At 61.5% G+C, this 24,711-nt stretch carries 27 protein-coding genes; 13 read left to right on the top strand and 14 right to left on the bottom strand.

From position 1 onward, the window contains the following. Positions 1-48 precede the first annotated feature (48 nt). From ACXYMS_RS15550 to ACXYMS_RS15540, 3 genes are read left to right on the top strand one after another with little or no spacing between them, the layout of a single operon-like run. A complete protein-coding gene (locus ACXYMS_RS15550; RefSeq protein ID WP_458907724.1) occupies positions 49-624 on the top strand; it encodes an RNA polymerase sigma factor in 576 nt (191 codons plus the stop codon). After that, positions 621-1,268 (top strand): ChrR family anti-sigma-E factor, encoded by a 648-nt coding sequence (locus tag ACXYMS_RS15545; protein WP_458907723.1) that lies wholly within the window; start codon positions 621-623, stop codon positions 1,266-1,268. Before ACXYMS_RS15550 ends, ACXYMS_RS15545 begins: the two co-directional genes overlap by 4 nt. Before the next feature lie 10 nt (positions 1,269-1,278). After that, positions 1,279-1,698 (top strand): DUF2177 family protein, encoded by a 420-nt coding sequence (locus tag ACXYMS_RS15540; RefSeq protein ID WP_458907722.1) that lies wholly within the window; start codon positions 1,279-1,281, stop codon positions 1,696-1,698. Here the strand turns inward: ACXYMS_RS15540 and ACXYMS_RS15535 are convergent. Then, the gene (locus tag ACXYMS_RS15535) at positions 1,688-2,419 is read right to left on the bottom strand and encodes an SDR family NAD(P)-dependent oxidoreductase (protein ID WP_458907721.1); all 732 of its coding nucleotides are present in this window, start codon (positions 2,417-2,419) and stop codon (positions 1,688-1,690) included. The two genes, ACXYMS_RS15540 and ACXYMS_RS15535, sit on opposite strands and share 11 nt — an antisense overlap. A gap of 591 nt (positions 2,420-3,010) precedes the next feature. Beyond that, complete coding sequence (locus ACXYMS_RS15530) at positions 3,011-3,568, bottom strand: hypothetical protein (RefSeq protein WP_458907720.1); 558 nt, start codon at positions 3,566-3,568, stop codon at positions 3,011-3,013. A gap of 327 nt (positions 3,569-3,895) precedes the next feature. Here ACXYMS_RS15530 and ACXYMS_RS15525 point away from each other — a divergent pair, with 327 nt between their 5' ends. The 3 genes from ACXYMS_RS15525 to ACXYMS_RS15515 are packed head-to-tail and all read left to right on the top strand — an operon-like array spanning position 3,896 to position 6,952. Continuing rightward, complete coding sequence (locus ACXYMS_RS15525) at positions 3,896-4,552, top strand: ABC-three component system protein (protein WP_458907719.1); 657 nt, start codon at positions 3,896-3,898, stop codon at positions 4,550-4,552. 2 nt (positions 4,553-4,554) lie between these two features. Continuing rightward, positions 4,555-5,052 (top strand): ABC-three component system middle component 5, encoded by a 498-nt coding sequence (locus ACXYMS_RS15520; protein WP_458907718.1) that lies wholly within the window; start codon positions 4,555-4,557, stop codon positions 5,050-5,052. A gap of 31 nt (positions 5,053-5,083) precedes the next feature. After that, complete coding sequence (locus tag ACXYMS_RS15515; protein WP_458907717.1) at positions 5,084-6,952, top strand: hypothetical protein; 1,869 nt, start codon at positions 5,084-5,086, stop codon at positions 6,950-6,952. A gap of 19 nt (positions 6,953-6,971) precedes the next feature. Here ACXYMS_RS15515 and lepA read toward each other — a convergent pair whose 3' ends face one another. Next, the gene (gene lepA, locus ACXYMS_RS15510) at positions 6,972-8,777 is read right to left on the bottom strand and encodes a translation elongation factor 4 (RefSeq protein ID WP_458907716.1); all 1,806 of its coding nucleotides are present in this window, start codon (positions 8,775-8,777) and stop codon (positions 6,972-6,974) included. A gap of 103 nt (positions 8,778-8,880) precedes the next feature. On the opposite strand from lepA, the gene ACXYMS_RS15505 reads away from it, so the two are divergent. Then, on the top strand, positions 8,881-9,795 hold the full coding sequence (locus tag ACXYMS_RS15505) for an extensin family protein (protein WP_458907715.1): 915 nt from the start codon (positions 8,881-8,883) through the stop codon (positions 9,793-9,795). On the opposite strand, the gene ACXYMS_RS15500 is transcribed toward ACXYMS_RS15505, so the two are convergent. Then, on the bottom strand, positions 9,796-9,933 hold the full coding sequence (locus ACXYMS_RS15500) for a hypothetical protein (RefSeq protein WP_458907714.1): 138 nt from the start codon (positions 9,931-9,933) through the stop codon (positions 9,796-9,798). Between the two features lie 105 nt (positions 9,934-10,038). Here ACXYMS_RS15500 and ACXYMS_RS15495 point away from each other — a divergent pair, with 105 nt between their 5' ends. Beyond that, the gene (locus ACXYMS_RS15495; RefSeq protein ID WP_458907713.1) at positions 10,039-10,962 is read left to right on the top strand and encodes a LysR substrate-binding domain-containing protein; all 924 of its coding nucleotides are present in this window, start codon (positions 10,039-10,041) and stop codon (positions 10,960-10,962) included. Between the two features lie 163 nt (positions 10,963-11,125). After that, complete coding sequence (locus tag ACXYMS_RS15490; RefSeq protein WP_458907712.1) at positions 11,126-12,379, top strand: NAD(P)/FAD-dependent oxidoreductase; 1,254 nt, start codon at positions 11,126-11,128, stop codon at positions 12,377-12,379. A gap of 24 nt (positions 12,380-12,403) precedes the next feature. On the opposite strand, the gene ACXYMS_RS15485 is transcribed toward ACXYMS_RS15490, so the two are convergent. The 3 genes from ACXYMS_RS15485 to ACXYMS_RS15475 are packed head-to-tail and all read right to left on the bottom strand — an operon-like array spanning position 12,404 to position 14,577. Next, positions 12,404-13,087, bottom strand: a complete 684-nt coding sequence (locus ACXYMS_RS15485) for an SCO family protein (protein WP_458907711.1) — start codon at positions 13,085-13,087, stop codon at positions 12,404-12,406. Between the two features lie 5 nt (positions 13,088-13,092). Next, entirely contained in the window at positions 13,093-14,067 is a 975-nt protein-coding gene (locus ACXYMS_RS15480) for a copper chaperone PCu(A)C (protein ID WP_458907710.1), read from the bottom strand. Between the two features lie 60 nt (positions 14,068-14,127). Beyond that, positions 14,128-14,577 carry a hypothetical protein gene (locus ACXYMS_RS15475; RefSeq protein ID WP_458907709.1) on the bottom strand — a complete coding sequence of 150 codons (450 nt, stop codon included), beginning with the start codon at positions 14,575-14,577 and terminating at the stop codon, positions 14,128-14,130. 97 nt (positions 14,578-14,674) lie between these two features. Between ACXYMS_RS15475 and mbfA the strand changes: the two genes are divergently transcribed. After that, the gene (mbfA, locus tag ACXYMS_RS15470) at positions 14,675-15,655 is read left to right on the top strand and encodes an iron exporter MbfA (RefSeq protein ID WP_458907708.1); all 981 of its coding nucleotides are present in this window, start codon (positions 14,675-14,677) and stop codon (positions 15,653-15,655) included. Between the two features lie 22 nt (positions 15,656-15,677). Here mbfA and ACXYMS_RS15465 read toward each other — a convergent pair whose 3' ends face one another. After that, positions 15,678-16,076 (bottom strand): hypothetical protein, encoded by a 399-nt coding sequence (locus ACXYMS_RS15465; RefSeq protein ID WP_458907707.1) that lies wholly within the window; start codon positions 16,074-16,076, stop codon positions 15,678-15,680. 103 nt (positions 16,077-16,179) lie between these two features. Here ACXYMS_RS15465 and ACXYMS_RS15460 point away from each other — a divergent pair, with 103 nt between their 5' ends. Beyond that, on the top strand, positions 16,180-16,752 hold the full coding sequence (locus ACXYMS_RS15460; protein ID WP_458907706.1) for a TetR/AcrR family transcriptional regulator: 573 nt from the start codon (positions 16,180-16,182) through the stop codon (positions 16,750-16,752). Between the two features lie 226 nt (positions 16,753-16,978). On the opposite strand, the gene ACXYMS_RS15455 is transcribed toward ACXYMS_RS15460, so the two are convergent. Then, positions 16,979-17,932: a LysR family transcriptional regulator gene (locus tag ACXYMS_RS15455; protein ID WP_458907705.1), complete on the bottom strand. Its 954-nt coding sequence runs from the start codon at positions 17,930-17,932 to the stop codon at positions 16,979-16,981. A gap of 81 nt (positions 17,933-18,013) precedes the next feature. Then, the gene (trhO, locus tag ACXYMS_RS15450) at positions 18,014-19,051 is read right to left on the bottom strand and encodes an oxygen-dependent tRNA uridine(34) hydroxylase TrhO (RefSeq protein ID WP_458907704.1); all 1,038 of its coding nucleotides are present in this window, start codon (positions 19,049-19,051) and stop codon (positions 18,014-18,016) included. Between the two features lie 69 nt (positions 19,052-19,120). Here trhO and ACXYMS_RS15445 point away from each other — a divergent pair, with 69 nt between their 5' ends. Then, the gene (locus ACXYMS_RS15445; RefSeq protein ID WP_458907703.1) at positions 19,121-20,158 is read left to right on the top strand and encodes an aldo/keto reductase; all 1,038 of its coding nucleotides are present in this window, start codon (positions 19,121-19,123) and stop codon (positions 20,156-20,158) included. A 118-nt stretch (positions 20,159-20,276) separates the two neighbouring features. Here the strand turns inward: ACXYMS_RS15445 and ACXYMS_RS15440 are convergent, their stop codons facing one another. The 3 genes from ACXYMS_RS15440 to ACXYMS_RS15430 form a co-directional block, all read right to left on the bottom strand. Further along, the gene (locus ACXYMS_RS15440) at positions 20,277-21,152 is read right to left on the bottom strand and encodes a FecR domain-containing protein (RefSeq protein WP_458907702.1); all 876 of its coding nucleotides are present in this window, start codon (positions 21,150-21,152) and stop codon (positions 20,277-20,279) included. Positions 21,153-21,287: 135 nt separating this feature from the next. After that, positions 21,288-22,178, bottom strand: coding sequence for an NAD(P)/FAD-dependent oxidoreductase (locus tag ACXYMS_RS15435; RefSeq protein ID WP_458907701.1), 891 nt, complete (start codon positions 22,176-22,178; stop codon positions 21,288-21,290). Between the two features lie 79 nt (positions 22,179-22,257). Then, positions 22,258-22,695 (bottom strand): RrF2 family transcriptional regulator, encoded by a 438-nt coding sequence (locus ACXYMS_RS15430; RefSeq protein ID WP_458907700.1) that lies wholly within the window; start codon positions 22,693-22,695, stop codon positions 22,258-22,260. A 100-nt stretch (positions 22,696-22,795) separates the two neighbouring features. Here ACXYMS_RS15430 and ACXYMS_RS15425 point away from each other — a divergent pair, with 100 nt between their 5' ends. After that, positions 22,796-23,401, top strand: coding sequence for a hypothetical protein (locus ACXYMS_RS15425; protein WP_458907699.1), 606 nt, complete (start codon positions 22,796-22,798; stop codon positions 23,399-23,401). A gap of 172 nt (positions 23,402-23,573) precedes the next feature. Here ACXYMS_RS15425 and ACXYMS_RS15420 read toward each other — a convergent pair whose 3' ends face one another. Further along, on the bottom strand, positions 23,574-24,701 hold the full coding sequence (locus ACXYMS_RS15420) for a Gfo/Idh/MocA family protein (RefSeq protein WP_458907698.1): 1,128 nt from the start codon (positions 24,699-24,701) through the stop codon (positions 23,574-23,576). Between the last annotated feature and the right edge of the window lie 10 nt (positions 24,702-24,711).

Here is a 24,711-nt window from a genome sequence, read left to right as displayed (position 1 = left end):
ACGCGCCGCCGCCTTGCCGTGCCCGCGCCAGAAAGGGCCTCGCATCGCATGACGGACCGGAAAGTGGATGCCGCACCGCCAAATGAAGATATCGGGGCGTTGATTGTCGCCATTGCCGCCACGCGCGACATGGCGGCTTTCGAAGCTTTGTTCCGGGCCTTCGGCCCGCGCATTCGCGCCTATCTCCTCAAGCTCACCCGTGACGGGCAGGCCGCAGAAGACCTGATGCAGGAGACGATGCTGGCCATCTGGCGCAAGGCCGGCCAGTTCGATCCGGCACGGGGACAAGCCCCGGCCTGGATATTCACCATTGCCCGCAATATCTGGATCGACGCCTGGCGCAAGCAGAAGCGGCCCGCCTTCGACCCGGACGATCCCGCCCTTGTCCCGGCGCCCGAAGCCGACGCGCCGGAGGTTCTCGAGCAGAAGCGCAATGGCGCGGCCCTGCACGAAGCGCTCAAGACCCTGCCCAAGGAACAGATCGACCTGATCCGCCTCTCCTTTTTCGATGAAGCATCGCATAGCGCTATCGCGGCCCGGCTGGGCCTGCCGATGGGCACCGTGAAATCTCGCATCAGACTGGCCTTCGGGCGCCTTCGCGCGGCGCTGGAGGAATTGAAATGAACATCAAGCACCACCTCAATGACGACCTCCTGATCGACTATGCCGCCGGCACCCTGTCCGAAGGCTGGTCGCTTGCCGTCGCCTGCCATCTGGCCATGTGCCCGCATTGCCGGGAACAGTTGAGCCTGGTCGAAGCTACGGGCGGCGCGCTGCTTCAGGAACTGGAGCCGGTGTCCGGCCCCGATGACAGCTGGCAGGCGCTCAAGTCCCGCCTTGCGGTCGAGCCGGAAGCGCCTGTGAGGCCAGTGAAGCGGCCCGCGCGGGCCACCCTGCCCGAGCCGCTGCGCAGCTATCTGGGTGGCGATATCGACAGCCTCAAATGGCGCAACCTTGGCAATGCCAAGCAGATCCTCATCAAAACCGGCGACAAAACCACGCAGGCGCGCCTGCTCTGCATTGCCGCCGGCAAGCCGGTGCCCGAGCACACCCATGGCGGGCGGGAGCTGACACTGGTGCTGACCGGAAGCTTCCACGACAGCACAGACAGCTTCGGCCCCGGCGATATCGAGGATGCCGATGGATCGCTGACGCATCAGCCGATTGCCGGGACGGATGCGGATTGCATATGCCTCGCCATTACCGATGCGCCGCTGAAATTTTCGAGCCGCCTGCTGCGGCTGATGCAACCCCTGTTGGGGATTTGAGGAGAAACCGATGCTGGCCGGATATTCGATAGCGACGCTGCTTGCTGCCTATTTCGGAACGGCCGTCGTGTTCTTTGCGATTGATTTCCTGTGGCTGACGGTGATCGGCATCGGGTTCTATCGGGCCGAAATCGGGGATCTGCTGCTGGAGCGGCCGAACCTGGCGCCGGCCGCTATTTTCTACCTGTTCTATGTGGCCGGGATTGCCGGATTTGCGGTGCTGCCGGCGGTGAGCAACCAATCCTGGCTGTGGGCGCTGCTGGCCGGATTGGCGCTGGGGCTACTGGCTTATGGCACCTATGACATGACCAATCTCTCGACGCTCAAGGGCTGGTCGTTCCAGATCAGCCTGATCGACCTTGCCTGGGGCGGGTTTCTTACTAGCCTATCGGCTGTCGCCGGGTACTTCGTGACACGTCTCACTGTCTGAGCCTTTTCGTCAGCGCGAAGGCCAGTGGGTGCGGGAGTACGGCCAGCAGCTTTAGGGGCCAGATGAGGCGACGGGGGAAGGCGATCTCGAAGCTTTTGCCATCGAGGCCCTGCAAAATGCGCTTGACCGCGTCCTCGGGCTCCATGAGCGCGGGCATGTCGAAGGTGTTCATGTCGGTCAAAGGGGTGCGCACGAAACCGGGGGTGACGAGGCGCACGTCGACTTCTGGCCAGAGCTCGACCCGCAGCGATTGGGCCAGGTTCACCGTCGCGGCCTTTGAGGCAGAATAGGCCTGGCCATTGGGCAGGCCGAAAATGGCGGCGGCCGAGCCGAACAGCACCAATTGCCCGCCCGGCTCCAGCGCCCCGGCGCCGATGCGCGCCACGTTCCAGGTGCCTGTGAGATTGACCGCGAAAATCGCCTCGGCCTTCTTCTGGTCGGCCTTCAAGACCGGGCCGGGATCGTAGATGGCGGCGGTGGTGATGACGCGGGAAAAGGGGCCATGGGTGTCGGCGACGGCCTGGAGGCTCGCGACATCGACGGCATCGGCGCGGGCGGCGATCAGCGCGGGGCCCACCCTGGCCACCATGGCGTCGAGCGCCTTCTGGTCGCGGCCGGAGATAACGACCTTTGCGCCGCCTTTGGCAAAGGCCTCGGCCAGGGCCGCGCCAATGCCGCTCGAGCCGCCGATGATCCAGATCTTTTCGCCGCTGCGTATCATGCTGTGTCTCCGCGTGTGGTGAGGACACTACGCTGGGGGACGCGGATTGGATGCAGGGGCGTGTGGATGCGGCCCCCGGCGAGAACGCCGTGGGTTCAGCAATGATTGAGCAGACCCCGGGACAGGTTTTGTCTCGGTATTTTATTTATGGAGACGAAACCTGTCCCCGGGGCCGGTTTTTGGGACAAGGCCCCGCTCCCCTTGAACGCTCGTCGCAGGGATGCGGCGCCCGGAACCCGCGTGGAGATGCGCACTCCCGCGCCCGGCTCACCCCTGCTTCAGTCGCATGCTGACTGCCCGTGCGAGGTGATGGGCTGGAGTTTATTTGATGACGGCGAGGCGGGGATTACTTTTTTCGAAGGATCGCGGTTCGGGAAAGCCCTGGAGAATTGGCCCCGCCACTCGACCATAGGTCTCGTGGCCTTCTCCCCTCCAATCACGCCACTGGCGTGATTGGCCCTTCGGGACGGATCGAAGCCCATGCGGGGTGATGGGCAGGAGATTTTTCGAGCTCGATCAGGCGGGGATTACTTTTTTCGAAGAAGGGCAATTGAGGAGAATTGACCCCGCCACATGGGGGCATGGGCATGTCTATTCGAGGTCGGCGAGGCGGGGATTGTTTCTGGCCGAGGCGTCGGGGTCGTCAAGACCCTTGGGCAGCGGCGGCCCCATGCGGGCGACGCGGCCGGCCTCGAAACCCCGCTCATAGGCGGAGTTGCGATTGGCGATGATCATCCTTTCGAGCTTCTCGCGCATGGGGGACGGGCCCCGGCTCGGGGTCGGCGGCGCCTTGATCTGCGGTTTGAGGCGCATGACCGGCGTGGTGCCCTCGTCGAGCCGCCAGCACCAGCAATCCAGCTCACCATCCCAGAAAGTGTAGCGCCGCTCATAATCGGCCAATTGCGCCAGCACCTGGCCCAGTTGCACGCAGAGCCCGGCGAGATCCGGTGCCGCCACCGGCAGGCGATCTCGCGTCTTGCGGAAGGGCGCGCATTCGCAAAGGAGGCTTTCGGCCACGATCCGCACCCCATCGGGCGTTTCGCGTGGTCCCTTGCGGGTGGCGAGCGTGCTCACATCCTTGTGGAGGGCGGTGAGGCGGAGAAAAAGCGCCTCGTGCTGGGAGGCACGACTGAGGGAGGGTTTGGGCATGGTGGCTCCTGTCATGAGGGGGATGACAGGAGAGGGTAAGCGCGGGTGGAGGGGGTGGGGATTAGTTTTTACGTGGCGCAGTTGGCACCGGTAATTCAAGCTGCTACTTCTTCAACAAACAGAGGGGGCGATGTTGGAAATTATTACGCACATTATTGCATTACTGGCCGGGTTGGTTGGCGGGTTCACATTAAAGGTCGTCATAGACGCCAGGCGGGTGCAGGCAACGTCCACAACGCGCTCGCCAAATAGCCAAGGCGCAGTAAACCAGACCGGCAATTCTGTTGGTGGCCACATGGCGGGCCGAGACGTCAATACGGACAAATCTTGAGCAACGAAACCAAGGCTGGTGGAGCAAATTTGCCGGCAGTGAGTGGAATCAACATCGGGGCAGAACTGCCTTCCGACATTGCCCAATCCGACAATTCCGTTGGGGGGCACATGGCAGCACGCGATGTGATCGCCCCCAGTGGTGACTACATAGTCAATGTCACCCACGGCGGACGCGCCACCAGTCAACTGCACAAACTTTACAAGAAGCTCTCAGAAGAGGCAGAGGGCGACAAGGTACTGACCACTTTTATTAGGCAACTTGAGGTCTACACGCGCCAAGTGGCCGACGAAAAAGTCATCGGTCTTGAGGGCAAGTTTGCTGCGGCAAACCGAGAAATCGAACTCGATATGGCCAAGGTCATGAAGGAGTCGGTCTACGCAGACTTGAGAGAAAATCTATTCTCTCCTACCTATCAAAGAATTGCTGCTACATTAATGGGAAAGATACACGAGTCTTTCAGGAATAACGTGACACCGCTTGTTGATGAAGAAGCCAGCAACAAGGAGATCGACTTCGCGGTCAACACGCTTGTGGTCGCTCCAATTGTCCACGAACTCTCAGAGTGCCCTGATTTTTACGACGATCCAATCCGGATTGTACGGGGAATGTTGTATTTTTTGACAGGCAATTGTCATTTGGGGTGGCGGTAAGGATGCTTATCTACCATTGCTCTTTTGATATTTATCACACCGTATTTAGATCGGCACTGCTTCTGGAAACTCATCCGCAGAAGAAAATGCATGTCGACGCCGTAAGAATTCTGGATCTGCTATTTGTGTTTCCTTACCTTCTTAATGATGTCGATTTTCCCCGTGGAGCCGGTAAGGAAGGCCGCAGCTTGGCTGGGCGTCCGTCGAAATACAACAGACTTCCTGTGCCGAAAATCTTCCTCCAACAGTTGAGGGGTGTGAACGGGCTTGCATTGTCAGCACTGGCAGGCGGCGAATTTCTTGATGCGGCAACCTTAGCGTCCGGGTTCGCGGCACGTACCGATAAGCCGCTCTCTCCCGAGATTACGGCCGCTGCCACGGATGAAGACAAACACTTGGCTACATATCTCTCCGGCCGACTTGGGGTCCTTCCTATCGGTGGAAAGGGCGGCCTCCGAGACCGTTCGCAGCTCATGGAGTTTCGCTATGACGCGACATGACCCAAGCCTTTTTCTAAATAGACTAGTGGTAATGAAATCGGGAACCGCTGCGTATGACGAACAATTTCATCGCGGTGTGAATGTTATTCGAAGCGACGGAAATAGCCGCGGCAAGTCCACAATAATGGATTTGATTTTCTTTTCACTGGGAGGCGACCTCACCTCTTGGAAGAATGAGGCGGCGGCGTGTGATTACACTCTTGCCGAGGTTTCTGTAAGCGGTGCAACGCTGACCCTTCGCCGCGAGATAAAGTCGACGGCAGAACGGCTGCCTATGCAAATCTTCTTCGGCTCTGCGGACTCGGCTTCATCGGCCAACAGTAGTCAATGGTCTCAGTACGCATATCAGCGCTACGGGGATCGGGAGAGTTTTTCACAGGTGCTTTTTCGTGCGCTCGGGATGCCGGAGGTGCCCGCCGACGATGCAAATATCACTATGCATCAAATACTTAGACTTATGTATGTCGACCAGATGACTTCCGTTAATCGCATCTTCCGTTTTGAGGCTCGGGATGCGCCTTTGCGCAGGCAGGCCGTCGGAGACTTGCTTTGCGGCGTGCTTGACGAGAGAATTTATCCGGCACAAATACGAGAGCGCTCGCTAAATGCCGAGTACGCCACGGCGACTACTAAACTAACCGGTCTTTTGCAGGTACTCCGCGCGGTAGATGAAAAGCTGGATTTTAGCGATCTCCTCAGCCGCGCTCGAGCTACTGAGCAGGATAGAAGCGCTACCATTGAGACCATCCAAGCGCTGCGGGCCGAAAGGCATACACCGGCAGACAGCTCAACCGAGAATTCCGAAGTGCTCAATGCGCTTCGCGCAGACCTAGCCGGTATTGGGCTCGAAGTGCGGAAGGCCGAAGATGCCTTAAATCAGACGAAATTGGCAGTTGAGGACGCTTCGCTGCTCCTTCACGAAATTGAGCGTTCGCTGCAGCAGATCAGGCAAGCAAGGCGCACAGGCGACGCATTAGGCAACTTAACTTTCGCTTTCTGCCCAAGCTGCTTCTCCCCTCTTGAGGCGGCTGACGACGAACATAGCTGCCACCTATGCAAGCAAAAGTTGGAGCCCGACCAAGACAGGTCGCGATACGCCCGGATGCAGAACGAGCTCGAAGTTCAACTAAAGGAGTCATTGAGCCTTCAGGCGCTCCGTCTGGAGAACCAACGCGAGTTGGATGATCGCCTTACCAAGCTCAGGCGCATGCGTGATCTGGTGTCCCAAGAGTATAACTCGATTTCGCTTAACTTTAGCACCGAGACCGACGCCCGCATCGATGCCCTGACTAGACGAGTTGGATACCTGGACAGAGAGCTAGTTGATATTGATCGGGAACGCAGAATGGCAGAGGAGGTAGCTCAACTTTCAGCCTCCAAAGAGGCCTTGGCAGAACAACTCCGCACCCTGAGAAGGAACATCGATGTTTGGATGGAAGCGCGGCTAGCCCGACAAAACAGGGCGTACAGGATAGTAGCTAAGGCCACCGCCGAAATACTCAGGTCTGACACCAAAAATGATATAGGTAATGTCGAGGATTCAGGTGTTTATTTCAACTTCACTGAAGACCGAGTGGAGATAAACGGCAAATCCAGTTATTCGGCGAGTTCACTCACGGTGATCAGGAACGCATTTCACGTGGCTTTGCTAGCCGCATCGTGCTGGGACAAAGACTTTCTCTATCCTCGTTTCGTCCTTTTGGATAATATTGAAGATAAAGGAATGACCCCCGAACGAAGTCATAAGTTCCAAGAAACGATCATCGATGTCAGCAAATCACTATCATGCGAACATCAGATTATTTTTTCTACTTCCATGCCCAGCGCCGCTGCTGATCAACCATCATTTGCGGTTGGCGCCAAATACGACGAAAACAATATGTCTCTGCGAGTAGGCTAGATCAAACCGGGCCGATGGCTCAGTCGTCACCCATCTTCAGCGCCTTGATGAAGGCCTCCTGCGGAATGTTGACGTTCCCATATTGCCGCATCTTGGCCTTGCCCTTTTTCTGCTTGTCCAAGAGTTTTCGTTTACGCGTGGCGTCGCCGCCATAGCACTTGGCCGTCACGTCCTTGCGCATGGCGCGGACGGTTTCGCGGGCGATGATCTTGCCGCCGATGGCGGCCTGGATCGGGATCACAAACAGATGCGGCGGGATCAGTTCCTTGAGCTTTTCGCACATCTGGCGGCCGCGGCTCTCGGCCACGGAGCGGTGGACCAGCATGGAGAGCGCGTCGACCGGCTCGGCATTGACGAGGACCGTCAGCTTGACCAGGTCGCCCTCGCGGTGGGTGTCGAGCTTGTAGTCGAAGCTCGCATAGCCCTTGGAAATCGACTTCAGGCGATCGTAGAAATCGAACACCACCTCGTTGAGCGGCAGGTCATATTCGACCATGGCGCGGCTGCCGACATAGGACAAATTGTTCTGAACGCCGCGGCGGTCCTGGCAGAGCTTCAGGATCGCCCCGAGATATTCGTCGGGGGTGAGAATGGTCGCCTTGATCCAGGGCTCGCGGATTTCCTCGATCTTCATCACATCCGGCAGATCGGCCGGATTGTGCAGCATCAGGCTCTCGCCATTGGTCATCTCGATTTCGTAGACCACCGAAGGGGCGGTGGCGATGAGATCGAGATCGAACTCGCGGGAGAGACGCTCCTGAATGATTTCGAGATGCAGCAGACCCAGGAACCCGCAGCGGAAGCCGAAGCCGAGGGCGGCCGAGGTTTCCATCTCATAGGAGAAGCTGGCGTCGTTGAGCCTGAGCTTGCCCATGGCGGCGCGCAACTCGTCAAAGTCCGAGGCATCGACCGGGAAGAGGCCGCAGAACACGACCGGCTGGGCCGGGCGGAAGTCGGGGAGGGCCTTGGCGGTGGGCTTCTTGTCGTCGGTGATGGTGTCGCCGACATTGGTATCGGCGACTTCCTTGATCGAGGCGGTGAAGACGCCCAGCTCGCCGGGGGTCAGTTCCTTGACCTCGACCAGTTTTGGGGTGGAGACGGCGACGCGATCAAGCTCATAGACGGCGCCCGACGCCATCATGCGGATGCGCTGGCCCTTTTTCATCACCCCGTCGATAATGCGCACGAGCACGACGACGCCGAGATAGGTATCGTACCAGCTATCGACCAGCAGGGCCTTCAATGGCGCGTCGATATCGCCCTTGGGGGCGGGCAGGCGGGTGACGATGGCTTCGAGCACGGTGTCGATGCCGAGGCCGGTCTTGGCCGAGATTTCGAGCGCATCGCTGGCGTCGATGCCGATGACGTCCTCGATCTGGGTTTTCACCCGGTCGATATCGGCGGCGGGCAGATCGACCTTGTTGAGGACCGGGACGATCTCGTGATTGGCGTCGATGGCGTGATAGACATTGGCGAGGGTCTGCGCCTCGACGCCCTGAGAAGCATCGACCACCAGCAGCGAGCCTTCGACGGCGGCCATGGAGCGGCTGACCTCATAGGCGAAGTCGACATGGCCGGGGGTGTCGATGAGGTTGAGGATATAATCCTCGCCATCCTTGGCGGTGTATTTGAGGCGCACGGTCTGCGCCTTGATGGTGATGCCGCGCTCGCGCTCGATATCCATCGAGTCGAGGACCTGTTCCTTCATCTCGCGCAGGTCCAGCCCGCCCGTCATCTGGATCAGGCGATCGGCCAGGGTGGACTTGCCATGGTCGATATGGGCGACGATGGAAAAATTGCGGATGTTTTTGAGCGGCGTGGTCATAGGCGCGCTGATAGCAGATGCGATGGGCCCAAGAAAGATGGTTTAGCGGGGGTTAACCCCGCGTTTTGGGCAACGCCGGGGGCCTTTGGGACGTTGGGGGCGCATGCGCATCCTCATCCCCGCCGTTTTTTCCCTGCTGCTCGTTCCCGGCCCCGCCGTGGCGCAGGACTTTTTCCAGAGTTTTGAAGAGTTCGTCGAGGAGATGCTGCCCGAGCGGCAGGCGCCGCGCGCCGCGCCGGAGCGCGAGCCGGTTGAGGCGATGACGCCGACGCCGATTGAGCAGCGCCCCCATGAGGTCGGGGTGGTGGAGGAGCCAGAGGCGAGCGGGGGGACGACACCCCTGCCGCGGCCGCGACCTGAAGAGGACGTGCCGGAGGTGGTTGAGGATGAGGCGATCGAACCGGATTCCGTCACGCCTGCGCGAGACGAGGCTCCCGTCTCGCATCCCGAGCCGGCACGCATTTACCAGACTGCCTGCCCGGCGCTCTTGAGTGGGCTGATCGTGGGGGAAATGCTGGAGCCGATCGAGGAGGGCCTATGCGGGGAACGGTCGCCGCTCTCGGTGACGGCAGTGATGGCCAATGGGCGACGCGTGCCGCTCTCGAGCCCGGTGACGACCAATTGCCAGATGGCCGGGGCGCTGGCCGCATGGGTGGGCGCGGTTGACCGCTATGCAGGCGCGGCGCTGGACAGCCGGGTGGCGGCGGTGACCACCGGCACGTCGTATATGTGCCGCAACCGCTATAGCGCCGATTACGGCTTGGTTTCCGAACACGGCTTTGCCAATGGCGTCGATGTGGTCGGGTTCAGCCTCGAAAATGGCGAGGCGATCAATGTCGAGGCCGACTGGCTGCCGGCTTCTGCGCCCGAGGGGCGGATGCTGCGGCACGCGCATGGCGCGGCCTGCGGGCATTTTACCACCGTGCTCGGGCCCGAGGCCAATGCGGAGCACGAGGATCACATTCACCTCGACCTCGGCTGCCATGGGCAAAGCTGCACCGCGCAGATCTGCGAATGATCAGCAATCCTGACAATGCGGGTGATGGGGCGGCAGGTCAGCCCAGTCGTGCAGGCTCATGCAGTTGGGGTTGGGCGTGAGACGCTCAGGCGCGAAGAGGCGTCCGAGCCGCGCCAGAAGGCGGGCCAGGATAAACATTTTCTGTTCTCCAAGGGATCAGGATTGGTTGCTATAGCGGCATAGTGCGCCCGCTCCTCTACCCGGACAATGGACAAGGTCTCGCGTCTGTTATAGAAAAACTATATGAGCAAGGCCTTTCCCATACCCCTCAATGCGCTGCGGGCCATCGAAATCGTGGCGCGGCGCGGGGCGCTGGCCCCGGCGGCGGAGGAACTGGGCGTGACGGTGGGCGCGGTGAGCCAGCATCTGCGACGGGCCGAAGACCGGCTGGGCATGGAATTGTTTGCGCGCACGCCACAGGGCCTGAAGCCGCTGCCGGCGCTGGCGCAGATCCTGCCGCAGCTTTCCGCCGGGTTCACGCAATTGCAGGATGGCCTCGCCAGTCTCACCGGGGCGCATGAGGGCGTGCTGAACGTGACGGTGGGGAGCGTGTTTGCCTCGCGCTGGCTGATCTGGCGGGTGCACAAATTCTCGGCCCTGCATCCCGGGCTGGAGGTGCGGCTGACAGTGACCGGCGCCATGCTCGACCTTGGCCGACCCGATATCGATTGCGGCATCCGCTATGGCGACGGGACCTGGCCGGGCGTCGAGACCAGCCTGATCGGCGGCCAGGATTATCAGCCGGTGTGCTCGGCGCAATTACTCGGGCGGTTGCAGCAGCTGGACGATCTGCGCAGTGTGCCGGTGATTGCCGACCAAACCAGCATGCTGGACTGGCCGCTCTGGCTTGGGCGCGCAGGGCTCGATCCGGCCATGCCGCTCTCAGGCCCGGTCTATTCCGATGCCTCGCTGGCCTTCGACGCGGCGATTTCGGGCCAGGGGGTGCTGCTGGCAGCGGACATGATGACGGCTGACGCGGTGAGCGACGGGCGGCTGGTGCGTCCGTTCGATCTGCCGGTTACCGGGAAGCGGGGCTATTTCCTTGCCACCGCCAAGGGCAGGCGGGAGCCCAAGAAGCTGAAACTATTCCGGGACTGGCTGGCAGACGAGGTTCCGGCCAGCGCCGAGGGTTATGTTCATCAGAATATGGGCAATGCCGCAGGCTAATGATCGATCGCCGCCATTTTTGCAATATTTTTGCGCAACGCGCTTAAAATCAGAAATTTCATACGAATAGCTGTGCTGCATGCCCAGCAGATGGACGCTTTCTTGCATCAATGGTTTGATAGGCTGGCAACCAGTCAGACCAGCACTGCGAATGGGGGCCGCGATGGACGACGTGATTATTCTGGGCGCCGGGATTGTCGGCATCGCCACCGGCATTCATCTAATGCGCCGGGGCCGCAGCGTGACCCTGGTGGACAGGAGCGCGCCAGGCCACGAAACCAGCTTCGGCAATGCCGGGATCATCCAGCGCGAAGGGGTGCGGCCGCATCCCTTTCCGCGCGACCTGCAAACGCTTTTGCAGGTGGGCCTGCATCTCTCGACGGCCGCACGCTATGAACCGCTCGCTCTGCCGCGACTGGCGCCGCCGCTGCTGCGCTATTGGTGGGAGAGTTCGCCCGAGCATTATCGCAAGGTGGTGGAAAGCTATGCGCCGCTGATCGGGCGCTCGATCATCACCCATTCGGACCTGATCGAGGCCTCCGGCGCGGACGCGGAAAAGCTGATCTCGCGTTATGGCTGGCACCTGGCCTTTCGCAGCCCGGAAAAGCTGGAGAAGGAGGCCCGCAAGGCGCGGGGCGACCATGACCAGTTCGGCATCGGCTATGAAGTGCTGGACTGGCAGGCGCTCAAGGCGGTCGAACCGAGCCTGCTCGGCGGACTCAGCGGCGCCATCCACTGGACCGACCCATGGACGGTCAAGGACCCCGGAGCGCTGGTGACCGCCTATTTCGACCTCTACACCAGACTAGGCGGCACATTTGTGCGCGGCGCCGCCAAGGGGCTGGTGCAGGATAGCAAGGACTGGAGCGCCGATGTGGACGGACAGCGCCATACGGCAAAACAGGCGGTGATCGCGCTAGGGCCATGGGCGCCTGATGTACTCGACAAGCTCGGCTACAGGCTGCCGCTTTTCGTCAAGCGCGGTTATCACATGCATTACGGCACCGAGGAAGGCGCGAACCTCAACCACCTTCTGCTCGACCCGGAAGTGGGCTATGCCATGGCGCCGATGGCACGCGGCATCCGCATCACCACCGGGGCCGAATTTGCCGAGCGCGACGCGGCGCCGACGCCGATCCAACTGGGCAAGGCCGAAAAGGCCGCCCGCGAGCTGTTCCCGCTGGGCCAGCGATTGGACCCGCAGCCCTGGAAGGGCGCCCGCCCCTGCACGCCCGACATGATGCCGATCATCGGCAAGGCGCCGAAGCATGACGGGCTTTATGTGGGCATCGGCCACGCACATCATGGCTTCACGCTTGGCCCGGCAACCGGCGAGTTGCTGGCACAGGCCATGACCGGGGAAGCCATGGCCATCGATATCAACCCGTTCCGCATGGAGCGGTTCATGGGGGCTTGAGTGGCCCGCTGTTTACCGCCGGGTTCATCCGCTCAAGGCCCAGCGCAGGACGCCGCCGCCGGTCGAAATCGGCGACAGCTTCGCGGTTGCGATGCAGTTCGAGGCGCAGGCGCACATACTATAGGGCGAGCAGCCGCCCGAGCTTGGCCAGCGCCGTATCGCTGTTCTCGCGATAGGCAATAGTGCCTTCAAATTCGCCGCGGTATTGACGAGGAACACCGAGGCGGTGTGGTCCATGGTGTAGTCGCCACCTTCGAGCGGCACTTTTTCGGCATAGACCGCCCAGGATTTGATCGCCTTGTCGATCTCGTCGGGTGTACCGGTGACGCCGGTTACATGGCCAGTCCAATCGACATAGTCCGCGATGATTGCGGCAGTGTCGCGCTCGGGATCGACGGTGACGAAGAAGGCCTTGAGGCCGGCGGCCTCATCGCCCAGCGCTTCGTACCAGCTGGCCATTTCGGCTAGCGAGGTGGGGCAGACTTCCGGGCAATGGGTGAAGCCGAAAAAGACCATGGAGGGACTGCCCACAAGGCTGGCATGGGTGAAGACCTCGCCATCGGATGTGGCCAGGGTGTAGTCGCCCTGCCCCAGCCCCGCGACCTGCGTACTGCGGGTCATGGTAGTATAGACGTAAAGGCCGGTGGCGGTGATGGCGGCCAAGGCTACCGCCACCCAGAGCACCAGACGCAGATGGGAGAGCGCCATGATCCTCAATGCCCCATATGGCCGGAATGACCTTCAGCCGATGCATCGGCGGCCGAGCCGGCGGCGATCAGGTCAATGGTGATGGTGCCGGCCTTTTCGAAAGCGAGGGCCACGGGCACGGCGTCGCCCTCGGCGATAGGGGCATTGAGCCCCATGAACATCAGGTGATAACCGCCGGGGGCGAGGGTGACCGTTTCGCCGGCCGGAATGACGAGACCATCGGCAAGCTGGCGCATCTTCATCACATCGTTCTCTATGGCCATTTCGTGGATCTGGCCTTCCCTAGCGATGGGCGTGATGACGGCAATGAGCCGGTCATCCTCGATTCCATTGTTGGTGAGGGTCAGGAAGCCCCCGGCAACCGGCGCATTGGGCAGGGTGGCACGGGTGAATGGGCCAGTGATGGCGATATCGCCCAATGTGACGGGGGCGGGGGCGGACATGGCGCCGTGATGGGCATGCTCATCCACGCCTCCCATTGTCAGAAAGACGCTCGGCGCCGGATTATTGGGGCCCTTGGCGTCGCTGGTATCGATCCAGGCTTCTTCGCCATTGGCGCATTCCTGGATGGACGGGAAGTGGAACGGGCCTTCTTCCAACGTATCGGCGAATGTGCCGGTAAAGACGAATTCGTCATAGAATTCGTTGGGCAGATTGCCGCCTGACCAGACGATTTCCTTGACCCCCTCAGTCACTTCGGTGCCGTGATTGAAATAGCTGTTCTCATAGGCACCGGTGATGAGTTCGAGGTTCCAGCCGGGTTTCGGCATTGGCTTGACGGCAAAGAAGCCCTCGGGGATCTGCACCCGGACTGTGTGGGAGGCTTCGGCGCCGCAACCGTGGGGCACGCGAAGCGCGGCCTTGTAACTAGCGCCGATCCTGGCTTCCTGCACCAGGAAGGTGGCATGGGCGTGAGCCGGAACAGAAGCGGCAAGGAGTGCGGTGGCGGCAAGGGCTGCAGTAGCAAGCGTACGGATCATCTGATGATCTCCAGTCAATATGGGTCTTGTGGGTGGCGGACCACCCGGTTCCGGTGGGAACTAGACCGTGACGGGAGGCGCGCGCGATTGCCCGACATGGTCGGGACGTATGCGCGTGAACAGATGGAACACCTCGGCAAAGCGGATGACCTCGGAGGCCGATCGCGGCGCAATATCGAGGACTGTCGGTAACAGGGCGGCAAGCTGATGCTTGGCGGTAGCGGTGGCCGGGCATTTGAGGGCAGACGCTTCGATGGGCGCGCCATCCTCGTCCTGCGCCAATGGCTGGCAGACCGACCAGCTCTCCAAGGTGGAAAAGCCCAGCGTATTGAAATCGCGCTGCTGGGCGGCGGCCTGATGCAGCGGCATGAGCAGGGTCAGCACATAGATAGCCAGCAGCGCCAGGGCGATGCCGGTCTCCCGGGCCATAATGGGCCAGTTCTTGCGCATGGACATGTTCACGACAGACTCGATAGCCCGGCCCGGCTCCGGGCTCAAGCCTGCTGGCATGGCAGCCCGGTTCCAGATTGTCGCAGACGCAAACGCCGTTGTCATTAGATTAGAATGATTCTAAGTTATTTGGTCCATTCTAATGTCTGAGGGTGCCATGTTCCGTCTCTGGCCTGACCATCGCCGTGACTTTGCCTCGCTGTCCGAGCGCGAAATTCTGTCGCTGGCTGTGGCGGCCGAGGAAGAGGATGGGCGCATCTATTCAGAATATGCCACGCGGCTGGGGGAGACCTATCCAGGCAGTGCCGCCTTGTTCGAGGGCATGGCCGCCGAGGAGGACGAGCATCGCCGGCGCCTGCTCGACATCTATGTCCAACGTTTCGGCATGCGGTTGGTGCCGATAAGGCGCGAGCATGTGCGCGGGTTCCTTAGCCGCAAGCCAGTATGGCTGCAAAAGACGCTGACGCTGGAGCAGGCCCGCCAGCAAGTGTGGGAAATGGAGGAAGGGGCTTACCGCTTCTATCTGGAAGCCGCCAAGCAGGTGAGCGATGCGGGCATTCGCAAATTGCTGGGCGACCTTGCCGCCGCCGAAAAGGGGCATGCCAAACGCGCCGACCAGATCGACGACGAGGTGCTGGGCGATGCGGGGCGGATCAGCGAAGCGCAGGAGCAGCACCGCCAGTTCCTCCTGACCTATGTGCAGCCGGGGCTGGCCGGGCTGATGGACGGCTCGGTGTCGACGCTGGCTCCGGTCTTCGCCGCCGCCTTTGCGACGGGCGATACGCACCAGACTTTTCTCGTTGGCCTCGCCGCCGCCGTTGGCGCGGGCATTTCCATGGGCTTTACCGAAGCGGCCTCGGACGATGGCAAGCTGACCGGGCGTGGATCGCCGATCAAACGCGGCTTTGCCGCCGGAATCATGACTGCGGTGGGCGGGCTGGGGCATGCCCTGCCCTATCTGATCGCCGACTTCTTCACGGCTACCGCCGTGGCCGTGGCCGTGGTGCTGATCGAACTCTGGGCCATCGCCTTTATCCAGAACCGCTATATGCAAACCCCGTTCTGGCGGGCGGTAATGCAGGTGGTTCTGGGCGGCTCGCTGGTGTTTGCGGCGGGCATTCTCATCGGCAATGGCTAGGGGGCTTTGGAAGGGGCAAGCCTTAGCGGCGGCGCGCGCCCAGCCCCATCATGGCTGTCATGACGGTGAAAAGAATCCATTGCGGCATGGGCCAGGGGCTGGCGAACCAATGGAAGCCAAGACCGAGGAAAAGGATGGAGATCAGCCCATATTGGCCGCCAACCAATGCAAAGACCGGGACGCGCCACGCGGCTTGGCGGGCAGCCCACAGGCAAGCGAATGCGGCCATCACCAGCATTCCGGTGATGTGGTGCCAGAGAACATCGACTACTGCTTGGACAGCGATTGGCAGGTCTGCCGCCAGCACCGGGTCCATGATCTCGGGCGTCCCCGCAAAAACATGTATGGCGGCCGTCGCCAGATTGGCAAATGCAGCGGCAATGAACCAATAGGACAGGCTGTTTCGGGCTGTATTAGGCATGTCAGATCTCCACCATACGGTGCCGTATGTTCTACTGCCGCGCTTGCGCTAAGTCCATACGGTGACGTATGGCTGTGGCGACCTGACGCACCAGGAGGCTCGAGTGACCAGAAAGTCTTTGGCCCCAAATGATTGGATATTGGCGGGCTTTGCGGCGCTGGCGAATGGCGGCATCGAGGCGGTACGGGTGGAGCCGCTGTCGCGCCAACTAGAGACCTCCAAGGGATCGTTCTATTGGCATTTCGCGGATCGGGCGGCCTTGCTTGGCGCCATGCTCGACATGTGGGAGGCCCAAGGCACGGTTGATGTGATCAACGCACTCGAATCCTCGGGAGTACCGGCGGAAAAGTTGCGGACACTGATCCGCTTGGCCCTCGAGCCATCAGAGCAGGGCCTGGACGTCGCCCGCACGGAAGCGGCCCTGCGCTCCTGGGCCGCAGAGGATGCCGACGTCGCGCCTCGCGTGCTGAAGGTGGATCAGCAGCGCACCGCATATCTGGCGAGGCTGCTGGTCCAACTCGGCCATGACAATGAAGCGGCGACGACGCTGGCAACGGGTCTCTATATGACGCTTCTCGGCCTTTATTCCGTCCGCCGCTATGCTCCCGAACTGGCCGATGATCAGTCGCTGTTGGCCTTGCTGGAGCAGGCTATCGCGGCTGCTTCTGCACCCTGAACAGTCCGGATCAGCCTCGCCGACGCGGCAACATTGATCAGCGCAGTTCCGGCGCGACCAGCCTGGTATGGGTGCACCTTTCGGACGCCATTCGCGAGACCGCGCTTATCGCCGGTTGCAGGCACACCGCTTGCATTGCGTGGTGCTTGAGGCAGCACGGCGCGGCCTGCGCCAGGGTGACAAGCCCGTGCTGGAGTGAAAAAATCGGCGCTCTTGTGCCTCGAGTCTATCTTGAGGCGGTGCGCGCCGCCGGATTGCTTGCGGGATAAAGATGCAGCCGATCATCGATGATGTCGCCGACACGGGCACATTCCTGGGCGATCTCACGGATGAAATCGGCCAGCATGGGGCGCTCGAGCACCGCGCGATTGCGCACGACCATGGCGGTATCCCGATGCAGCGGCTCGAACTCGACCGGGGCGATCTCGACCAGGCGACCGGCCTGAACGTCTTCCTCGATGGCCGAATTGACGAAAAAGCCAAGGCCCTCACCCTTCATCGCGAGGCGTCGGGCCGGGCCGGTGGGCAGTTCGACACTGGTCTGGGCGAGGCGCACCAGGGCTGCGGCGCGCTCCGGATCGGCCTGCCACCACCTTAGGGCAATCACCCGAGGCACCAGCGCCAGCACCTCGTCAATGGTGGGTTCGCGCGATAGCTTTGCGGCCACCTCGGGCGAGACTACCAGCGGCACGCGCTCGCGCATAATCACCAGCGGTTCGAGATCGACCACCAGCGGATCGATATTGGGCCAGCACAAAATGCCCATCTCGACTTCACGTTCATGCAGCATGGCGGCGATCTGTGCCTGCCGCCCCTCGCGCACCACCACATCGACAGCAGGATATTTCTGCTGGAAGCGGATGAGGCTTTCGGTGATGAGCGGGGAGACCAAGGTGCGCAGCGAGCCGATGGAGACCCGCCCGCGCTCGACCCGGCGCAGCGCCTCGCGCCCCTCCTGCGCCGTACCGATGATACGGCGGGCAAAGGGCAGGAAGGTCATGCCCTGATCGGTAAGGGTGACGGTGCGCCCGCGCAGGAAAAGCTGCACGCCCAGAAGATTTTCCAGCGCACGGATGCGCATGGAGGCCGTGGCCTGAGTGATGTTGAGATAGGCCGCTGCCCGGGTGAAGGACTGGTCGCGGACGATGCGATCAAAAGTGCGAAGCTGGTCAAGGTCCATAGGAAATGCTTATGCGAGACGCGTTTACGCACGATCTATCGCGTGACCCATTTGCGATGTCTATACGTCGAGTGGCGTAGCTCAGCCCTTGTTCGCCAGCCTCGACTTCTCCGCCATGGCCTTCTTGGCCTCTCGCCGCTGTTCGGCATCCACGCTGGCGGCGTCGCCCATGTGGGAGAGGCCACGTTTCCGGGCCAGATCCATCTGGCGCTGACGTTCGGCTGCGGCTTCGTGCCTGGCTCTGTCGCCCTTGCAATACGGGCAGGAGATGCCCTCGTGGTAGTCGGCATGCGATCGGTCGGTCTCGGTGAGCGGGTGACGGCAGGCGCGGCAGAGGGTGGCGCTGCCCAGTTCGAGCCCATGACTGACCGAGACGCGCTCGTCGAAGACGAAACACTCGCCGGCAAAGCGGCTTTCCTCGGGCGGCACGACCTCGAGGTATTTGAGGATGCCGCCCTTGAGATGAAACACCTCCTCGAAGCCTTGGCTCAAGAGGTATGAGGAGGCCTTTTCGCAGCGGATGCCGCCGGTGCAGAACATGGCGACTTTCTTGTCGCGGGCTGGGTCGAGATGCGTTTCGACATAGTCCTTGAACTCGACAAAACTCTGGGTGTGCGGATCAAGCGCCCGCTGGAAGGTGCCGAGGCCCACTTCATAGTCGTTGCGGGTATCGACCAACACCACGTCATTGCGCTCGATCAGCGCGTTCCAGTCCTCGGGTTCGACATAGGTGCCGACCTGACGATTGGGGTCGACCTGGCGCGCGCGCAGTGTGACGATTTCGGGTTTCACCCGCACCTTCATGCGGAGAAACGGCGCGGTGTCGGCAAAGGAATATTTGACCTCGGCGCCGGCGAGGCGGGTGCCGAAGGGGCCGTCGGCGAAGAGGAAATCGGCCAGATCATCGATGGCCTTCGGGCTGCCCGCGACAGTGCCATTGATGCCCTCGGGCGCGAGGATCAGCGTTCCCCTGATGCCCCTGCCGCAGCAGAATTCGGCCAGCGGCGGTTTGAGGGCCTCGGCATCCGGCAGAGCAGCAAATTTATAGAGCGCCATCACCTTGTATGGATGATGAGGCTGGGGCAGGATGGGCATGGATCTTGAGCTGGGCGCGGTCATTATGACGCTCATACCATCGGCCGAGCCCGGCGTCACGGGCGGCCGCAGCCATAACATTGGAGCACGACCATGACCTACCGGGCGGACAACGCACGCTATGACACCATGCAATATCGCCGCTCGGGCAATTCAGGCCTGAAACTGCCGGTGGTCAGCCTGGGACTGTGGCAGAATTTCGGGGGCACACGGGATTATCCGAGCGCTATGGAAATCCTGGGCTATGCGTTCGACCAAGGAATTACCCATTTCGACCTGGCCAATAATTACGGACCGCCGGCAGGGTCTTCGGAGGAGTTGTTCGGCACGGTGATGGCGCGCGATTTCCGGCCCTATCGCGACGAGATGATCATCTCGACGAAGGCGGGGTACAATATGTGGCCGGGCCCCTATGGCGAGTGGGGGAGCCGCAAATATGTGCTGGCGAGCCTCGACCAGAGCCTCAAACGCATGGGGCTCGACTATGTCGATATCTTCTATTCGCACCGCTTCGATCCGGATACGCCGCTGGAGGAGACCATGGGCGCCCTGGCCCATGCGGTGAAATCGGGCAAGGCGCTTTATGTGGGCATCTCGTCCTATCCCGAGCAGCAGACCCGCGAGGCGCACCGCATCCTGAAGGAGATGGGGGTGGCGACCACTATTCACCAGCCGAGCTATTCGATGATCAATCGCTGGATCGAGAACGACAAGACTATCGATGCCTGTGGCGAACTCGGCATCGGCGTCATCGCCTTTTCGCCGCTGGCGCAGGGCGTGCTCTCGGGCAAGTACAACAAGGGCGCAACGGAGGGATCGCGGGGCGACAATCCCAATGGGACGCTGCGGGCCAGCCATATCGAACCGCGCGTCCTCGAGGCGGTCGACAAGGTGGGCGAGATCGCCAAAGCGCGCGGTCAAACCATGGTGCAATTGGCGCTGAGCTGGGTGTTGCGCCGAAAGGAAGTGACCTCGGCGCTGGTGGGGGTGCGCACGCTCGATCAGCTCAAGGACAATCTGGGCGTGCTCAACAATCTCGACCTGAGCGCGGAAGAGAGTGCCGCCATCGACGAGGCCACCAAGGGCGGGCAGATGGAGCTGCAGCCGCGCCCGCAGGGCTGGTTGCGATAATTTGTGAGCTGGAGAAGCGAAGAGTTTCCGCTTCCTCAATTAGACCCGGAATCCGCTGACTTCAGGAAAGTAAAAGCAGTCAGTGCCCAACTCGTGGTCGGGCACTGACTGACCTCACTTAGTCGTCGTCATCATCGTCGTCGTCATCATCGTCATCGTCGTCGTCGTCGTCATCATCATCGTCGTCGTCATCATCGTCATCATCGTCATCGTCATCGTCATAGTCGTCGTCATCGTCGTCGTCGTAATCCCTGCCGCCGCCGCCCCAGCCGCCACCGCTGCCACTTCCGCCGCTGACGGGCGGCGGGGCAGGCGAAACCGCACTCTGTTTTTGCGAGGCGCCGGAAGACGCGCTGGAGGACGCGCTCGCATTGGTGTCCGATGTCGGCGCTTTGGCCTGTATCCCTGGAGGTCCGACCACTGGCGTGCCATTGACCACATAGACCGTTTTCTCGGACCCCGGCCCGGAAACACGCAGAACATCACCGGTTCCAGTGGCAGCGGACTGACCGGGCAGCACATCTGCGACGATGTTATTCTGTGTGTCCTCCACCTGCACGGCACCGCTATCGACTTTCACGGCAGCACCACTCGGCGTGATTGTGACAGTGAATTGCGTCCCCTTGACCACGGCCGCGAGGACGGGCGTGTGCACCGCGAAGTGTTCGACGTTGCGTTTGTCCGCAGAGATGGAAACACTACCGAGGTGGTGCTCCACCGTGGTCATCTTGCGTCCCTGGGCTTCGTGGATCGCCAGAAACGTCGCCGGTGCGAGATTTATAACCTCGTTGCCACGCACCAATTCCATACGGGCATGGTGAAGGGTTCGGACGTGATGTGATTGGTTGATGACATCGCCAATAGCGAGGCGATGCCAGGCGCGCCCATCATACTGTTCTGCTTCGCCTCGCAAGCGCGTGACAACCCAATCCTGGCTCAGCGCGACAGAAGAAAAAGAACAGAGGAAAAAAACGATCAATAGCCGCTTCAACATGGCCAGTCCTCCACTTACATCGGGCCACACTGAACCAACACCTCCTACCGATTTGCTACTGTTCGTCGCGGATGGGCAAAGCCGGTGATCACGACTGTTTGTCTGGTTAAGACAGAGTTGAATTCGACCGCGTCATCACGCCAACATCGATTGCAATGCACCCATGGCCGCCATGGAGCCGGCATAATTGGCGAAGGTAATCGAATGCATGGCGGTGGTGAGATCGCCGGCTGCGAAAATGCCCGGGCGGGAGGTGGCCTGCATGTCGCTCGTTGCCACCATGGAGCCGGTGGGCGTTTCCTTCATGTCGAGGCCTAGTTGGTCGTGCAGGCTCGCCGAGGGCCGGTTGCGCGGATGGGCATAGAGCGCCGCAAGGGCAATCTCGCTGCCGCCTTCAAGCGTGACGGAGCGGATGATCCCCTTGTCGTGCTGGATGGACGCCAGCTTGCCGTCCATGATGCGGACGCCACGCTTGTCGAGCTTGTGCCGCTCTTCGTCGATGATCTCGTGGCCATCAAGGATCAACGTGATGTCGTCGGTCCAGTTGGCATAGAGCGCCGGGGCGTGCAGCGACATGGGCGAGGAATAAAGCAGGCCCCAGGGTTTTCCGGCCACTTCATAGCCATGGCAGAAGGGGCAATGGATGACCGTGTTCCCCCAGCTCTCGGCAAAGCCGGGTATGGCTGGAAATTCATCGACAATGCCATAGCTGAGGATCAGGCGCCGGCCCTCTATTGTCTCGCCCTCGGCGGTGGTGACGGCGAAGGCGTCGGGTTCGCCGGTTACGGTTTCGGCGCGAGCATTGACCAGTTTGACAGTTGGATAGGCAGCGACCTGCGCACGAGCAACGCGCAGCAGGTCGGCGGGTGGAATGCCGTCCTGGGCGAAGATGTTATGCGCGTGGCTGGCATAGCGATTGCGGTTGAGGCCGGTGTCGAGCACGGTGACTTTACGGCGGGCGCGGCCGAGTTGCATGGCAGCGGTGAGGCCGGCAAAGCTGCCGCCGATAATGATGACATCCTGCATGTTTTTCTCCTTGGTGAGGGCGAGCGCCAGTAGCCGGCGCCAAGGTGGCGCTGGTAGAAGGCCTGGCCGGTGTTTCTGTTCAGTCGAGGCGTGGAAAACCCGCGCCAATTGCGTTTTCGGCTATATCGCTGAGCCGGACCCGCTGGAGCCTGGCGGCCAGCAATGCTTCGGCATCATCGAGGAAGTCGTGCATAACCCGGTCGACCGAGCGCACGATGGCGCAGGTGACGTCGCCCGGATCGCTTTCGGTACGGACCAGCAGGCGCTCGCCCATGGCCGTATAGACGTCGTAGAGGGTGACCTCCTCGACGGGGCGGCTGAGGGTCCAGCCGCCATTGGGGCCCTTGGTGGCATCGACAATGCCGGCCTCGCGCAATTCGCCCAGGATGCGACGGACCACGACGGCATTGGTCATCAGGCAGGTGGCCAGATTGGCCGAAGTGAGCGATTTTGCCGGCTGGGCGTGCAGATGCACCAGGGCATGCAGGGCAATGGAGAGGCGGCTTGAACGTTTCATGTAACTTTTATTGTTACATATTCGTCGTGCCGTCAAGAGGGCCGTTCCTTCCCCGCCCATGCTGGGGTAGATTGGGGCGTGGCATCTGGGGAGGATCACCATGCACCGTCTCGCTCTGCTGCTGATTTTGATACTGGGCAGCGCCCTGCCCGGCCTGGCCCAGGACGCCCAGAGCCAGGCGGCCATCGACAAGATGAAGTCGGGCAAGCTGATGGCGATCAGCGAGGTGGCCGTGCTGATGATGGGCTCGGAGCGCTGGTGCTATCGCGAGCAGGAGGGCAATTGCGCCTGGTCCGATATCTACCTGTCGGTCAATGCCAATGGCGCCACCTATGAGATTTCCAATCCCTGGAGCGAGGAGACCGACATCTCCTTTGTCGACGAGGCGGTGTTCAAGGAGGATCGCTATATCTGCGAGATGGGCATCGACTGGGTGCCGACGGTGCGCGCCTTTGAGCGCGAAAGCGGCTCAGCCATCGAAGGCCGGGCTCTGGCGGCGCTGAAGGCGGAAATCTACAGCATGGTCACCACCGACGATGACGATGGCTGCTTCGATTACCTCTACCAGCACCAGGACAAGAGCGCGGAAACCGTGACCCTGCTGCAGCGCCATTATATCGATGGGGTGACCGACCCCGGCAATGACGCGCTGGTGACGCTGCATTTCAACAAGGACAGTGCAGAGGCGCTGGGCTGGTACTGGTAGGTCGGTTTGACCGACTCGATGCCGCCCTCGGGCTCGACCCGAGGGCCACTATCGGCAAGCCGATGTCAAAGCCATTCGCGCGCAGAGCAATCCTACCGACAGCAAAGCGCGCGTTGGAACTGGTCCTCGGGACAAGCCCGAGGACGTCCCAGTGTCCTGGCATGCGTGGGGGCTAACCCAGCGCCCCGTCCTTCAAACTTTCCGCCAGCGGCGCGGGGCGGGTGACCGGAGTCTTGATGTCCACAGTGCGGCCGTCACGGGCGGCGGTCTCGAAGGCTTCCATGACTTCGAGGACATGCAGGGCCAGATCGCCATTGGCGCGGTGCGGACGGTTATCGAGAATGCCGGCCGCCATATCGGCGACGCCGAGCGAGCGATAATTGCCATCCGCAAAGGCCTGGGTAACCGGAACCTCCGCCCATTGCTCGTCACGGCCACGCTTGCGCAGTTCCACATTGCCACCGAAGAAATTGGGATCGGGGACGATCAGGCTCTGCTCGGTGCCATAGAGTTCGAGCGGCACATGCTTGTGGGCTGCGACATCGAAGCTCATGCCGATCTGGACGATGGCGCCATTGGCAAAGCCGAGCGAGCCGGTGACATGGGTATCGATGCTGACCGGCATGGTCTGGCCCTTTTTGGGCTCGGAGGTGATGGTGCGTTCGGTCCGCAGGCGCGAGGACATGGCCGAGACACGGGCCACCGGGCCCAGCAGGTTGACCAGGTCGGTGATGTAATAGGGGCCCATATCGAGCATAGGGCCACCGCCGATGTCGTAATAGAAGGCCGGATCGGGGTGCCAGCTTTCGTGGCCGGGGCATTGCATGAAGGCGGTGCCGCCAATGAGTTGTCCCAAGGCGCCGCTATCGACGATGGCGCGCGCCTGCTGGTGCGAACCACCCAGGAACGTATCGGGCGCCGAGCCAATGCGCAGGCCCGCAGCATTGGCCGCGTCGAGCAGCCTGCGGCCTTCGGCATAGGTGATGCCGAGCGGCTTTTCGGAATAGACATGCTTGCCGGCGGCAAGGCACTGCAAACCGACATCCACATGCGCACGCGGAATGGTGAGATTGACGATGAGATCGATTTCCGGATCGGCCAGCATGGCTTCGACGCTCATGGACTTGAGTCCGAACTCGGCAGCGCGCGCGCTGGCGGCCTCGCTACGCATGTCGGCCAGAGCCTTGACGTCGAGCACGCCGAAGCCCGGCATGCCGTCCTTGCCCAGAATGGCCTTGAGATAAGCCGACGAAATATTGCCAGTACCGATAAAGCCGATACCGAGGCGCTTGGCGCTCATATGCGCACTC

The sequence above is a fragment of the Devosia sp. CAU 1758 genome, from assembly GCF_054482695.1.
Note: the sequence above shows the minus strand (reverse complement) of the source record. Positions and strands in the feature narration are given on the sequence as shown.